Here is a 14,759-nt window from a genome sequence, read left to right on the forward strand (position 1 = left end):
GAAAAGTGTTACAAAAAGTTGTATCTTTGCCACCAAAGTTTTATCCTACCGATGTATATAAAAACCGATGCTATTGTTATTTCCTCTATGAAATATACTGACAGTAGTTTGATTGTCAAATGTTTTACAAAGGAATATGGTATGCGTAGTTATCTGCTACAAGGTGTATTATCCTCAAAGAAAACAACTTTAAAGATAGCTCTTTTTCAACCTTTTACACAATTGGAGCTGATAGCCTTAAACAAAGATTCTGGAACATTGGGACGCATTAAAGAAGCTAAATTAAAGCGCTTTTACCGTTCGTTACACACCAATGTTTTGAAAAGTTCAGTGGTGATGTTGCTTTCGGAAATAAGTGCTATTGTTTGCAATGTGGAACACAAGGAACCTGAATTTTATCGATTTTTAGAAGAAAAACTTCATTTTTTTGATGAAAACGAATTTTCGGCAAATTTCCATCTAAAATTTTTAGTTGATATGACGTACTATTTAGGTTTTTATCCTAATACTTTCGATGATAGTCATCTGTTTTTCAACGTTGAGGAGGGTATTTTTACTACTATTGACCAGAGTAAGTACAGCATTTCGGGCGAAGCTTTAGCTTTGTTCAAACGTATCATTCAAACTTCGTATACCGATTTAGAAAGTGTAAAAACCAATAGAATTATTCGTAATAGTTTGTTAAACAGTCTATTGAAATATTACGAGTGGCATTTTCCAAATTTTAAAAGAAATAAATCTTTGGAAGTTCTGCAAACGCTATTTTGATCTAACTTTAGGAAGTGCATTCCAAGATAAAATCATCTCTCTCTTTTAGTCAAGATGCTGAAGAGGAACATTTATAGTATTTAAAACACAGCCGTCCGAAAGTTTTTTGAAAACTCATAAAATTCCTTGTCAACCCTTTATTTATAAGGGCAGACTTGTTTGTTGTGCGGAATTATCTCTGTCAAAGAGTGTGTTTTCAGGTGGTTTTTTTGCTTTTTTTACAATCGGTTTCAGCTCATTGCATACATAATTCAAGGTTAAATAATGCATAAGACACACCCTTATTTTCTCGCAAAAATTACTAAATGCCGTCTTTTTATCGCTATAAAATCGCTTTATCAACTCCAACAGAAGATAGCAAATCAAAGATACATAAATCTGTGATTTCACCGCATTTTCACTCGTGCCAAGAAAAGTTTTTATCTGTAAATTTTGCTTCATCGCCTTGAAAAACAACTCAATATCCCAGCGTTTTTTGTACAAATCCGCAATGGTTCTCGCCGTCCAATCCATATTATTGGTGATGATTTCTATGGTTTTGTTGCCGTCTTGCTTATAAACCGTTACCAAACGTAATTTCTCTTGATCAATACCACTTTCTACCGCCTTTTTTGAGGTCAAAACGATGATTTCATCTTTGAGGATGTCGTGGTCTTTTTCATCAGGCAGGTCTCGTTCTTCAAAACTTTGGTAGAGCGTGTTGGACTTAATTCGCGTAACAAAAGTATTTTGGCAATGGATTCTGCCGAGCATCAAACTAAAATCAAAATAGCCTCTATCCTCAACAATGATGGTGTTTTTCGGATAGATATTTTGTTGTAATCCTTTGCTATCGTGTGTTTTAGCTTCGGTGATATTGACCATTTCAGGCAATCCAAGTTGATCGTCCCAAACGGTGTGAATTTTGAGTCCGCCTTTAGCTGTCCGAAATTTTGCCCAGTTGAAAAGACTTAAACACAGGCTAATGGTAGTACTGTCAATGATTTTTATTTTGTGGTTTTGGATTTCATCGATGATATGACTTTGATGTTTGGCTTTTAAAGAGTGTTTGTAATACTTTAAAAGACTAGAATACAAATCTTTAAATACTGCATAATGTCTTACTTTGTTTCCATCACTCATTGTTGATTTTGCGGGACTTTGTTTGAGTTGGAGATCGCTTAGGAAAGTGCTACTTACTGATAATCCGCAACTTATGTCGGATAGCGTATAGCATTTATTCAGCTGTCCGAAAGTTAGTGCCACCAATTGGTCGCGAGTTTTATAGGTAGACTTTCCCTTATCGGACTGATGTTTAGCGATTTCCGCTCTTAAAATATGCGCAGGAATGAGATCTAAAATTTGTCTGATTACGGGTTTATTTGTATTTTTGCTTCGCCTGAAGAGTGCCATAATTGAAAAAAAAATGGGAATTTTTCAAATATACGACATTCTCAGGCAACTTTTATTTTAAAAGTTTCGGATAGTTGTGTATTTAAAACAAAAAATCAATAAAAAATATTGTGGTATAAATAAATTAATTGTTATTTTTGCGGGTTTAAAGAAATAACTTAACTAATTATTATGGCATTACAGACATCTATTGATTCACTTGGTGTTGCAAGTGAAACTGCTCTTGTTGAGGAAAAAACGCTTTCCGTTATGGATTTAATTGTTAATGGTGGTACCTCAAGTATTATCATCATTGCTGTACTATTTGCTATGCTTACAGTGGCTTTGTTCATTTATTTTGAACGATTATTTGCCATCAATGCAGCTTCCAAGGTAGACAGAAATTTTATGATGAAAATTAGAGATAGCATTTTAGCAGGGAAGTTAGATGCGGCACGAATGTTTTGTTTGCAGTCAAATTCACCGGTATCTCGCTTGATTGAAAAGGGGATTTCTCGCATTGGTAAGCCTCTTGATGACATCAACAAAGCCATTGAAAATGCAGGAACATTAGAGGTATATAAATTAGAGAAAAATACTGCTATTTTGGCTACTATTGCAGGAGCAGGTCCTATGATTGGATTTTTAGGAACAGTTGTTGGTATGATTTTATCGTTCCATGAGATGGCATCCGCAGGAGGTCAGGCTGAAATGGGGTCATTAGCAAGTGGTATCTACACGGCTATGGCAACTACGGTAGCTGGACTTATAGTGGGAATTATTGCTTATATTGGCTATAACCACTTGGTGGTTCGTACTGACAAAGTGGTTCACCAAATGGAAGCAAACGTGGTAGAGTTTTTAGATTTGTTGAACGAACCTCTATAACATTTTAACATTCGTAAAACAATGAAAATCAGAGGTAGAAATAAGGTAAGTGCGGAATTTAGCATGTCCTCAATGACCGATATTGTGTTTTTGCTGTTAGTGTTTTTTATGATTACGGCTAACAGTCCTAATGCGCTGGATTTACTATTGCCCAAAGCCAAAGGAAAATCAACAAATACGCAGAATGTTTCTGTGAGTATCAATAAGAAATTAGATTATTTTATTGATAAGAAACCTGTTGCGGTTGAAAATTTAGAAACAGAATTGAGAAATGCTCTTAAAGATGTAGAAAAGCCTACAATCATTTTGAGAGTAGAAGAAAGCGTACCGATAGAGAATGCCGTGACAGTAATGGACATCGCTAACCAAAATCAATATAAGGTTATTTTGGCTGTACGCCCGAAGTAAAGCAAATATGAGTATAGTAGATACAAAACACAAACGTAAATCATTAGTTATCACCATATTTATTATGGCGATTACGGTTTTTTTGTTGTTTTTTACAGGTCTGAAATATTTAGACCCTCCGCCTGAAAATGGGGTAGATGTCATTTTTGGTGTAGATTTGATGGGAAGTGGACAGCGTACACCGCCACCCAGTGCTTCTCGATCTGAGTCCACGCGTGTTGAACAACCTTCACAGCCTCAAGAAACTAAAATCGAAGAGGTAAAAGAAAACTTATTAGCTCAAGAGAATACTGATGAAGAGGTTGTCGCTACTACAAACGAACCTAAGAAAGAAGAAAAGAAAAAAGACGAACCTAAAAAGGAGAAACCTAAAGAGAATCCAAAACCAACTGCATCTGAAACTCCAAAAGAAACCCCTAAGCCTTCAAAAGAAGCTACGGATGCACTGTCAAGTATTCTGGGGGCAGCCAATGCTGGTGGTAATGCTACATCAGGGCAGGGTGACGATAAGGTTGGAGGATACAAAGGTGATCCGAATGGTGATCCATACGCAAACTCTTACTACGGAGCAGGAGGCTCTGGAACTAGCGGTAAGGGTTGGGGGCTTAAAGGTCGTAGCATTCAAGCTGAAGGAAAAGAGATACAAAACTGCAATGAAGAAGGCGTAGTCGTTGTACAAATCGAAGTTGACCAAAATGGGAATGTTGTGAAAGCTACCCCAGGAGCTCGTGGAACAACCAGTAGAGAACCTTGTTTGCTTGAAGCAGCTCGGAAAACAGCTTTCAAGCACAAATGGAATGCCGACAGCAATGCTCCTGCTCGTCAAGTTGGATTTATTGTCGTTAATTTTAAGTTAGGAGAATAACCTTGGACTATCAACAAACACTCAATTGGATGTTCAATAGACTACCGATGTTTCAACAACAAGGACGTAGCGCTTTGAACCATAAACTTGATAACATTCAAAAATTAGTTGCCGAATTAGGACATCCTCAAACGAAATTTAAGACCATACATGTCGCAGGAACCAACGGAAAAGGCTCTTCAAGCCATATGTTGGCGTCTGTCCTACAAGAGGCAGGTTATAAAGTGGGGTTATATACTTCTCCTCATTTACGTGATTTTCGGGAGCGAATAAAAATTAATGGCTTTGAAATTCCACAGGAAGAGGTAGTTGAGTTCATTGCTAATTACCGATCTTTTTTCGAAGCTAACAATCTCTCTTTTTTTGAAATGACCGTGGGACTTGCCTTTGATTATTTTGCTAAACAGCAAGTGGATATAGCTGTGATTGAGGTTGGTTTGGGAGGACGTTTTGATTCTACCAATATTATAATTCCTGAAGTGTCATTGATTACAAACATTTCAAAAGATCATACGGATATATTAGGTAATACACTTCCTAAAATAGCTTCTGAAAAGGCTGGAATTATTAAAAGAAACACACCTGTGGTTATCAGCGAATATGATGAGCAAACGGCAGATGTCTTCATTCAAAAAGCAAAAGAAGAAAACGCTCCAATTGTTTTCGCTAATGAAATAAAAACTCATTTAACTACCGATTTGAAAGGGTTTTATCAAGAGAAAAATATTAAAGGGGTTATTGCCGTTTTAGATTTTTTACGCAACCATTTTTGGGATATTTCGGAAGAAAACATCGCTATTGGACTCAAAAGCGTTGTGAAAAATACCAATTTAAAAGGTCGTTGGCAAACACTTGGTGAAAATCCTAAAATTATCTGTGACACAGGGCATAATGAGGCAGGGTTATCCTATGTTCTTGACCAAATTGCAAAGGAAACTTATAAAAACTTACATATTGTTTTAGGGTTTGTAAAAGAAAAAGATGTAGAAACTGTATTGAAAATGTTTCCAAAAACAGCACATTATTATTTTTGTAAGCCAAATATCCCAAGAGGGTTGGATGTACATCTTTTAAAGGAATTGGCGAACAAAAATAATTTAAAAGGAGATACTTACTCTTCGGTAGAATTGGCACTCACTTTTGCAAAAAAGAATGCTATCCCCGAAGATTTTATTTTCGTAGGAGGAAGTACGTTTGTTGTTGCTGAGGTTGTTTAGTTGGCATCCATTATTTTCGAGTGAACGCCAATAGTAGTAATAATATTTGATTTTTGAGTCTCAGGAAAAACCTAGTACTTAGGCGATATCCTTCGATGAAGGCTTGTTTTATTTCAGTGATAACAAATTGCAGTTTTTCAAATACAATAAATTTCCAGTGATTGTATCTGAATGAAATCCAGATGTTTAACGCTACAAAGAGCAATGCTCCTATAATAGTTATGTACGGATTTAAACTAAAATGAAAATACTGATACAATCCGAATCCGGTAAAACTTCCGTAAAGAATGATGTAATGGATGATATAAATCGACAATGTATTTTGTCCGATACTGCGGATTTTTTCAGACATAATCACATTTCGTAATGCCATGAACACTGTAAATACTAATAAAACATTTCCTAAACGATTGAATATCTCGTTTTTAGCAAGTAATAATGCTAAATCACTGTTTGTTAGTTGATTAATCCATAAAAGGAATGGAGAAAAGATAAAGGATAGCATCAACCCGAAAAAAGATGTGAAAACAATTGCGTAGTTATAAACATATTTATTATTACGAAAGATACTAAACAAGACGCCCATAAACGCACCAAAGGAAGCGTAACCAAACCAAGGGAAAATCGTAAACACCGATCCGTTCGCTTTTGTGAAATAATTTGCTATTGCTATCGGTAGAAAATCGTAGTTCATCGCTGAATAGATAGGTGCAAATACAAAAGAAATTAGTGTGAAACCTAACAAAATTGATGGCATTACGTAAATTTTCTTTCGATAGGAAAACAAATAAATTGAAATTAGAAATAGTAGAGATAACCCAATGCAATGCAATACGTCAATCATATAGGTGTTTGGATATATTTTTCCGTAAACCAATAGACTTCTAATATGTGTTCTGAGTAGATATGCGGTGATAATCAATACAATACCTCTGCGGATTCCTTTAATAACACGTGAGTGATTCCATCCTATTTTTTCGTCTGTTTTTTCTTTAGCTAAGAGGAACATGAAAATAAAACCTGATATGGTGAAAAATACAGGAGCTGTTAATCCTCTAAAAAACAACCATGTAGAATAAAAAATATTTTCTGAGTTTCGAAATTCATTTGCTAACAAGCCATCAACAAAGTGACCTTGTAACATCATGCAAATGGCAAAAGCTCTCATCACATCAATAAAGTACAGTCGGAATACAGGATTTTTCATTTAAGAAATATGTTTTTCATAAAACGGGTGCAAAGCTACAAAAAAATATGAATGATAAACGGTTTTATTTACAAGAAAAAAGGTTGCTATTGAATATAGACAACCTTTTCCATATAAAGAGATGATTAATGATTTCCTTCTGAGAGTTTGTACTCTCAAAGAGATAATTTGCGGTACAAATGTACATATCTATTTTCTTCTAACCAAATTTGTGTCACATGAAATTTTAACATTTTCTGTTCAAAAAAGGTGATTTTTGCATGAACGGTCAAAAAATGAACCTGAACTGTTTATTTTTTAAGAAAAGATTAACATTGTTATCTTAAAAAAAATTAAACACACGCTCTTTTTTACTGATATAGCATATATTTTTTCACAGAAAAGATGCCATTGAACCTGAACAGTATCATCTTAATATCAGAAATAATTACTTTGAATCGGTTTCTGTCAGTATTGAACCCTATTTTTCTGAAAACATCGTTGCGGGAACATCTTGATCTTCATTTTTTCTTCCCAAAGGAAGTTATTCCATCGTAGCAATTACCAAATCACAGCTAAAATTAAAAAGTACGTTTACACTCCAAGGTAAACGGGAACAACTCATTATGAAAATCAATGAAAAGGGTTCTTTTAGAATAAAATAATTTTCAACCCTTTAAAAACTTGTTTTTTTTCAAAATATAAAATACCTTTGTAAAACTAATACATTGGATTTTATGCTTGTAAAAATATACGGAAGTGCTGTTTTTGGAGTAGAAGCAACCACTATTACCATTGAAGTGAATATAGACAAAGGTGTGGGGTACCATTTGGTTGGTTTGCCCGATAATGCCATCAAAGAAAGTAACTACCGTATTGCTGCTGCACTTCAAAATATAGGCTACAAAATTCCAGGAAAGAAAATCACTATAAATATGGCTCCTGCTGATATGCGTAAAGAAGGTTCAGCGTATGATATGAGTTTTGCCATCGGGATTTTGGCAGCTAACGGACAGGTGGAAAGTGATCGCCTTTCGGAGTATATAATTATGGGTGAGTTATCCTTAGACGGGAGTTTACAGCCTATCAAAGGAGCTTTGCCGATAGCCATTCAAGCTAGAAAAGAGAAATTCAAGGGATTCATCCTACCGGTTCAAAATGCGAAGGAAGCCGCTATTGTCAATGATTTGGACGTCTATGGAGTGGAAAATATAAAAGATGTTATTGACTTTTTTAACGGAGAAAAGGAACTTGAAAAAATGGTTGTTAATACTCGTGAGGAATTCTATAAGCAGATAGATTCACCGGAATTTGATTTTGCGGATGTTAAAGGGCAGGAGTCAATCAAACGTTGTATGGAAATTGCAGCAGCAGGAGGGCATAATATCATTCTGATAGGGCCTCCAGGATCTGGGAAAACGATGTTAGCAAAGCGTTTACCAAGTATTTTGCCACCAATGACTTTGCACGAAGCTTTGGAAACGACAAAAATACATAGCATTGTGGGGCGGGTTAAAGATAGTGGTTTGATGTATCACCGTCCGTTCCGTAGTCCTCATCATACCATTTCTGATGTGGCGTTAGTCGGTGGAGGGTCATATCCCCAACCCGGTGAAATTTCATTGGCTCACAATGGAGTTTTATTTTTAGATGAGTTGCCCGAGTTTAAGCGTACCGTCTTGGAAGTGATGCGACAGCCTCTGGAAGACCGTGAAGTAACCATTTCAAGAGCTAAATTTACCATAACCTATCCTGCATCTTTTATGTTGGTGGCAAGTATGAATCCAAGCCCCAGTGGTTATTTCAACGATCCCAATGCTCCAATGACCTCAACACCTGCCGAAATGCAACGCTATTTGAGTAAAATTTCAGGGCCTTTGTTAGACCGAATTGATATACACATTGAGGTAAACCCTGTGCCGTTTGAAAAATTGTCATCAGAGCATAAGTCAGAAAGTAGTAACGCTATTCGAGAGCGTGTCATTGCAGCGAGAAATATACAAACTGCTCGATTTAGAGAGTATGAAAACATACACTACAACGCTCAAATGAATACCAAACAGATACGAAAATTCTGCAAATTAGATGAAACTTCACTTTCGATGTTGAAAGATGCAATGAGTCGCTTGAATCTTTCGGCTCGTGCATATGACCGTATTTTGAAAGTAGCACGGACTATAGCCGATTTAGACCAAAGTGAAACTATCAATCAAAATCATATTGGGGAAGCAATCCAATATCGAAGTTTAGATCGTGAAGGTTGGTTGGGATAGTGTTTTGGAAATAAATTACGCTCTTTTGTTGCTGATTATTCCATAAAAAAGATTAGTAACTCATTTGCATGTATTTTGTTTTGAAAGGAAGAAAAGAATAATAAAAATGTAAGAGATTAAAAATCAATATAAATCACTCTATCTAAGAACAGTTTCTCCAATAAAGAAGTATGTTCGAGTAACTTTAGTTTGGCTTTGATAAAGAGATAGAAAGGATTCGGATTAATAAGGTTAAAATTAATATCATAAAAATGAATAAAGAAAGATTAATTGGACGACTTCCTAAAGTGGGGATTCGTCCTGTGATTGACGGGCGAGAGCAAGGTGTCCGTGAATCATTGGAAGTTCAGTGTATGAAAATGGCTCAAGCGGCAGCCGATTTAATTAGTAAATCTCTGCGATTCCCCAATGGAGAACAGGTGGAGTGTGTTATTGCCGACACAACCATTGGAGGTGTGGCGGAAGCAGCACGTTGTGCCGACAAATTCCAACGTGAGGGAGTAGGTGTTTCATTGACCGTTACGCCTTGCTGGTGTTATGGAACTGAAGTCATGGACACTGATCCATTAATTCCAAAGGCGGTTTGGGGTTTTAATGGAACAGAACGTCCGGGAGCTGTCTATTTGGCTGCAGCCTTGGCAGGATACACTCAAAAAGGACTTCCCGCATTTGGAATCTACGGAAGTGAGGTGCAAGATGCTGATGACACCAGTATCCCTGCTGATGTACAAGCGAAAATCTTACGTTTTGTAAAATCAGGTTTGGCCGTAGCTTACATGAAAGGAAAATCATATCTGTCATTAGGTTATTCATCAATGGGAATAGCAGGGTCAATGGTTGATATTCATTTCTTACAAGATTATCTTGGTGTACGCACCGAGTTCGTAGATATGTCTGAAATCCAACGTCGTATCAAAGAAGAAATCTACGACAAAGATGAATATAAAAAAGCTATAGCATGGACTCGTAAACATTGCAAAGAGGGTAAAAATTGGAATAATGCACATAATATTGTCGATGAAAAACAAAAAGATTATGAGTGGGAAACTGTTGTGAAAATGACAATTATTATTCGTGATTTAATGATTGGTAACCCAAAATTACGCGAGTTAGGTTTTGGAGAAGAATCGAATGGGCGTAATGCCTTAATTTCAGGTTTCCAAGGACAACGCCAATGGACTGATTTTATGCCTAATGGCGACTTCCCTGAGGCAATTCTGAATTCATCTTTTGATTGGAATGGCATCCGCCAAGCGTTTGTTGTGGCAACGGAAAATGATTGTTTAAACGGTGTAAGTATGTTATTTGGGCATTTACTTACAGGAACAGCCCAGATTTTCTCAGATGTGAGAACCTATTGGAGTCCGGAAGCTGTAAAACGTATCACAGGAAAAACTCTTGAAGGCAGAGCTAAGAATGGAATTATTCATCTTATCAATTCAGGATCAACTACTTTGGATGCTACTGGACAAATGAAAGACAGCGAAGGCAACCATTTGCTAAAGCCCTATTGGGAAGTTACAGAGCAAGATGTTCAGGCTTGTTTAGACAATACGCTTTGGCCACAAGCTATTCGTGAGTATTTCCGTGGAGGAGGATTCTCGTCTCAGTTTAAAACTGTCGGAGAAATGCCTGTAACAATGTCGCGAATCAATTTAGTGAAAGGTGTTGGGCCTGTGTTGCAAATTGCAGAAGGTTGGACGGTTGAAATTCCTGAGGATATACATAAAACATTAGATGAACGTACCAATCCAACATGGCCAACGACTTGGTTTGTACCGAGATTAGATACTTCAAAAGACAACTTTAAGGATGTATATTCGGTAATGTCATACTGGGGTGCTAATCATGGAGCTATCAGTTATGGACATATAGGTGCAGATTTAATTACTTTAGCATCAATGCTTCGCATACCTGTGATGATGCATAATGTGGAGGATAAAGACATCTTCCGACCATCAGCTTGGGCCGCTTTTGGAATGGATAAAGAAGGTTCTGATTACCGAGCTTGTGATACCTATGGAGCTTTGTACGGAATCAAAAAATAATTGATTGATTTTTAATAAAAAAGGCTGTCTGAATGAATTTTCAACAGCCTTTTTGATTTTTTCAGGTTTACTTTTGAATATACGATATTTTAATATTTTTGAAAAATATTGATAATCACGTATTTGTATAACATGCTTCAAATTTCGTTAAGGCTGTAGCTTCGATATACTTTCTTTTCTTACGAGAAGATTCGAAACATCTTCAAAAAAAAGTTAAAAAAGCATGTTTTTTTATATATTTTTTTTATCTTTGTAGCTGATGATATAGTATAAATAAACACAACCAAAACTATTCTTTGCAATGAAAAAAGAAAAAATTGTTCCTTCACATTACGTAGTACCATTCATTATCATTACCAGTCTTTTTGCTTTATGGGGGTTCGCTAACGATATTACCAATCCGATGGTAGCAGCGTTTAAAACTGTAATGGAAATTCCCAATAGAGAAGCTGCTTTGGTTCAATTTGCCTTCTACGGAGGGTATGGAACGATGGCGATTCCTGCAGCTATTTTTGCAAGTAGGTTCAGCTATAAAAAAGGTATATTATTAGGGCTGATTTTGTATACCGTGGGAGCGTTATTGTTTTATCCCGCTGCAAAATATGAGCAATTTAATTATTTTTTAATTTCGCTTTATATACTAACTTTTGGGTTAGCTTTTTTAGAAACCACAGCAAATCCGTACATTCTTTCGATGGGGAGCGAAACCACGGCTACGCGTCGCCTAAATTTAGCCCAAGCATTCAACCCTGTTGGGTCACTATTAGGAATGTTTGTTGCTTCGAATTTTGTTCTTTCTCATTTAGAATCAGATAAAAGAGACGTTGCGGGAAATATAGTTTTCGAGACGCTCTCTGCTTCTGAAAAAGCAATCATACGGACTCAAGATTTAGAAATTATCAGTAAACCATATATTATATTGGGCTTTGTAGTATTGTTATTCTTTATTATCATCGCCTTATCAAAAATGCCTAACACACAGAATAATAGTAAATTAGATGTAATAGGATCGTTTAAGCGTTTGTCGAAAAATGTAGCATATCGCGAAGGTGTGATTACGCAAGGTTTCTATGTTGCTGTTCAAATTATGTGTTGGACGTTCATCATTCAATACGCTGAAAGCATTGGAATCAACAAATCTACGGCACAGAATTACAATATATTAGCTATGGTGATTTTTCTGTCAAGCCGTTTTGTAACTACTTTTTTGATGAAATATGTTAAACCAAGCGTATTGCTTACAACCTTTGCTATCGGAGGGATGTTGACCACATCCATGGTCATTTTTGTTGGAGGAATGTTCGGACTCTATTGTTTGATTTTAACCTCTGGATTTATGTCATTGATGTTTCCTACTATCTATGGAATTGCTTTGGAGAACACTGGGAAAGACGCTACGATGGGAGCCGCAGGTTTAGTAATGGCAATCGTTGGAGGAGCGTTGATGCCTCCTCTACAAGGAGCGATTATTGATTTAGGAAATGTTGGAGCGTTACCAGCAATAAACTTTTCGTTCATATTGCCATTTGTCTGCTTTGTAGTGATTGCTATATATGGCTACCGTGTGTATAAAAAGTTAGCAAAATCTTAAAAAAATGAAACTATTTATATTATTGATTTTCAGTTTTTTGAAATAGTTTTTATACTGAAAAATGAAAAAATAACTAAAAATCAGCTATTTATTAAATATTTTATTGTACCTTAGTAGCGAGTTTACGTAAAAATTGTGAAAATAGTAACATAAATCATTAGCTTATGTCAGAACTTAACAATGAACAACTGCCAGATGTAACGAAAACACCTCATAGTACTAATCAAGAGGTTAATGTCACTCACAACAGTGATGCAACGCAACATATATTAAATGAAATCAACCGAGAGAATGCCGAAGATGCCGAGGATTTAGACAATAAGAAGCGGCATGAGATTCCCATGCTCCATTATGAGGCAATGTCGTTAGATGCTCTAAAACAAGAGTTCAAAAAATTGCTTCATACTGAAAAGGTACAGGCAATTAAAAAACATGTCGATGCTATCAAAAATGAATTTGATAAAAAATATGAGGAGTTACTGGAGGAGAAGAAAGAGGAATACATTGCTGACGGAGGCGAGGAATACGATTTTAAATATGAACATCCGCTACATCGGGAGTTTTATGCTCTAGTCAGCGAATATCGCGACAAGAGAAATCAGTATTATAAGGATTTAGAGGTTGTTCATCAGGAAAATCTAATAAAACGTCGTGAAATTATTGAAGAAATAAAGAACCTAATCAACGTAGAAGAGAATATCAACACTACTTTCAAGCATTTTCAACAACTTCAAGATCGTTGGCGTAAGGCAGGGGCTGTTTCTCATTCCGAGTACAATGATTTGTGGAATAATTATTATCATCATGTTGAGAATTTCTATGATTTTATAGATTTAAGCCGTGATTTGCGTGATATTGATTTTAAACGTAATTTAGAAGAAAAGCAGAAAATTGTAGAAAAGGCGGAAGCTTTAGCTGAAAGTGATGTGGATCCAATAAAAGCTTTTCATGAGCTACAGTTGTTACATAAAGTGTGGAAAGAGGATATTGGCCCTGTGGCTCGTGAATACCGAGAGGAAATTTGGCATCGATTTAGTAATGCCACCAAAGCTGTTCATGAGAAAAGGCAGTACTATTTCGACAATTTAGACAAAATGTATGAGGCTAATGCCGTCAAGAAAAACGAAATAATAGAGAAACTCAAAGCTGTTGCAGAACGTAAAATTACCACCCACGGAGCTTGGCAAAAAGGTATTAAAGAGGTTGAGAATTTGCGAGAGCAATTCTTAAACACAGGTAGAGTCCCTAACACGCTTACCGAGGAAATATGGCATAAGTTCAAGGAGGTAGTTCGTGAATTTAACCGTAAGAAAAATAGTTACTATAAAAATCTCAAAAAAGAACAACAAGAAAACCTTGAGAAAAAATTAGCCTTATTAGAAATAGCAAAAAACAACAAAGACAGTCAAGATTGGGAAGCCGTAACGCCAGTTATGAAAAAAATCCAAGAGGATTGGAAAGCTATAGGTAACGTTCCGAAAAAGAATACGGATAAAATTTGGAAAGAATTTCGAAAAGCATGTAACGACTATTTTGATCAGTATCATAAAGCTGTAAGAAACAATCAAAACAAAGAGTTTGAATCTTTAGAAAAGAAAAAAGAGTTCTTGGATAAGATAAAAGAATACCAACTGGGAGATAATCGAGAAAAAGAACTTGAAACTTTACAAGGTTTTGTGGAGCAATGGGATAGCTTTGGGAAAGTGCCACACGCTAAAAAAGGTATTGATTTGAAGTTCCATAAAATCATTGATTCCTTCTACAAAAAGTTAGATTTCGACAAACAAGAGATTGAGTTGATTAAATACAATAACAAATTAGAACGTTTAGCAAACGATGATAATGAGGATTTATTAACCAATGAAATGATGTTTGTCCGTCGAAAAATTGACGAAATCAAGGCTGAAGTGCTTCAATTAGAGAATAATCTTCAATTTTTCAGTAATGTAGATGATAAAAATCCGTTGGTTCGTGATGTAATCAGAAACATTAATCACCAAAAGGAAACTCTTGAAACATGGAAAGCAAAATTGCGAGAACTCAGAACCTTGCAAAATGCACAATCTAAAGAAGAGGAATCAACAGAAGAATAGATAGTTGTTTTCATGATGTTAAGATTGAAAAGAGGCAACTAAAATAGTGTG

General features: G+C 35.9%; 11 protein-coding genes. 9 read left to right on the top strand and 2 right to left on the bottom strand.

All coding sequences use genetic code 11. From position 1 onward, the window contains the following. The first annotated feature begins 51 nt into the window (after window positions 1-51). Entirely contained in the window at window positions 52-768 is a 717-nt protein-coding gene (gene recO / locus CGC52_RS01910) for a DNA repair protein RecO (RefSeq protein ID WP_095893285.1), read from the top strand. Between the two features lie 141 nt (window positions 769-909). Here recO and CGC52_RS01915 read toward each other — a convergent pair whose 3' ends face one another. Next, complete coding sequence (locus tag CGC52_RS01915) at window positions 910-2,160, bottom strand: IS4 family transposase (RefSeq protein WP_095893286.1); 1,251 nt, start codon at window positions 2,158-2,160, stop codon at window positions 910-912. Window positions 2,161-2,328: 168 nt separating this feature from the next. Between CGC52_RS01915 and CGC52_RS01920 the strand changes: the two genes are divergently transcribed. The 4 genes from CGC52_RS01920 to CGC52_RS01935 are packed head-to-tail and all read left to right on the top strand — an operon-like array spanning window position 2,329 to window position 5,517. After that, a complete protein-coding gene (locus CGC52_RS01920; RefSeq protein WP_042342983.1) occupies window positions 2,329-3,027 on the top strand; it encodes a MotA/TolQ/ExbB proton channel family protein in 699 nt (232 codons plus the stop codon). Window positions 3,028-3,048: 21 nt separating this feature from the next. After that, on the top strand, window positions 3,049-3,435 hold the full coding sequence (locus CGC52_RS01925; RefSeq protein WP_042007961.1) for a biopolymer transporter ExbD: 387 nt from the start codon (window positions 3,049-3,051) through the stop codon (window positions 3,433-3,435). A 7-nt stretch (window positions 3,436-3,442) separates the two neighbouring features. Next, the gene (locus CGC52_RS01930) at window positions 3,443-4,300 is read left to right on the top strand and encodes a hypothetical protein (protein ID WP_042342978.1); all 858 of its coding nucleotides are present in this window, start codon (window positions 3,443-3,445) and stop codon (window positions 4,298-4,300) included. 2 nt (window positions 4,301-4,302) lie between these two features. Continuing rightward, window positions 4,303-5,517, top strand: a complete 1,215-nt coding sequence (locus tag CGC52_RS01935) for a folylpolyglutamate synthase/dihydrofolate synthase family protein (protein ID WP_095893287.1) — start codon at window positions 4,303-4,305, stop codon at window positions 5,515-5,517. 10 nt (window positions 5,518-5,527) lie between these two features. Here CGC52_RS01935 and CGC52_RS01940 read toward each other — a convergent pair whose 3' ends face one another. Further along, the gene (locus tag CGC52_RS01940; RefSeq protein ID WP_095893288.1) at window positions 5,528-6,724 is read right to left on the bottom strand and encodes a heparan-alpha-glucosaminide N-acetyltransferase domain-containing protein; all 1,197 of its coding nucleotides are present in this window, start codon (window positions 6,722-6,724) and stop codon (window positions 5,528-5,530) included. Window positions 6,725-7,440: 716 nt separating this feature from the next. Here CGC52_RS01940 and CGC52_RS01945 point away from each other — a divergent pair. The 4 genes from CGC52_RS01945 (at window position 7,441) to CGC52_RS01960 (ending at window position 14,708) form a co-directional block, all read left to right on the top strand. Further along, a complete protein-coding gene (locus CGC52_RS01945) occupies window positions 7,441-8,976 on the top strand; it encodes a YifB family Mg chelatase-like AAA ATPase (protein WP_095893289.1) in 1,536 nt (511 codons plus the stop codon). Window positions 8,977-9,227: 251 nt separating this feature from the next. Further along, window positions 9,228-11,024, top strand: coding sequence for an L-fucose isomerase (locus CGC52_RS01950; RefSeq protein WP_095893290.1), 1,797 nt, complete (start codon window positions 9,228-9,230; stop codon window positions 11,022-11,024). Between the two features lie 301 nt (window positions 11,025-11,325). Continuing rightward, complete coding sequence (fucP, locus tag CGC52_RS01955; RefSeq protein ID WP_095893291.1) at window positions 11,326-12,615, top strand: L-fucose:H+ symporter permease; 1,290 nt, start codon at window positions 11,326-11,328, stop codon at window positions 12,613-12,615. Window positions 12,616-12,956: 341 nt separating this feature from the next. Beyond that, window positions 12,957-14,708, top strand: a complete 1,752-nt coding sequence (locus tag CGC52_RS01960) for a DUF349 domain-containing protein (protein WP_095894421.1) — start codon at window positions 12,957-12,959, stop codon at window positions 14,706-14,708. Window positions 14,709-14,759 lie beyond the last annotated feature (51 nt).

Source organism: Capnocytophaga sp. H2931 (assembly GCF_002302535.1).
Taxonomy (GTDB): Bacteria; Bacteroidota; Bacteroidia; order Flavobacteriales; family Flavobacteriaceae; genus Capnocytophaga; species Capnocytophaga canis.

Bases quoted from the DNA above. Each gene is read 5' to 3' on its own strand.
- recO (WP_095893285.1), top strand. From the start codon at position 52: ATGTATATAAAAACCGATGCTATTGTTATTTCCTCTATGAAATATACT.
- CGC52_RS01915 (WP_095893286.1), bottom strand. From the start codon at position 2,160: ATGGCACTCTTCAGGCGAAGCAAAAATACAAATAAACCCGTAATCAGA.
- CGC52_RS01925 (WP_042007961.1), top strand. From the start codon at position 3,049: ATGAAAATCAGAGGTAGAAATAAGGTAAGTGCGGAATTTAGCATGTCC.
- CGC52_RS01930 (WP_042342978.1), top strand. From the start codon at position 3,443: ATGAGTATAGTAGATACAAAACACAAACGTAAATCATTAGTTATCACC.
- CGC52_RS01940 (WP_095893288.1), bottom strand. From the start codon at position 6,724: ATGAAAAATCCTGTATTCCGACTGTACTTTATTGATGTGATGAGAGCT.
- CGC52_RS01945 (WP_095893289.1), top strand. From the start codon at position 7,441: ATGCTTGTAAAAATATACGGAAGTGCTGTTTTTGGAGTAGAAGCAACC.
- CGC52_RS01950 (WP_095893290.1), top strand. From the start codon at position 9,228: ATGAATAAAGAAAGATTAATTGGACGACTTCCTAAAGTGGGGATTCGT.
- fucP (WP_095893291.1), top strand. From the start codon at position 11,326: ATGAAAAAAGAAAAAATTGTTCCTTCACATTACGTAGTACCATTCATT.
- CGC52_RS01960 (WP_095894421.1), top strand. From the start codon at position 12,957: ATGCTCCATTATGAGGCAATGTCGTTAGATGCTCTAAAACAAGAGTTC.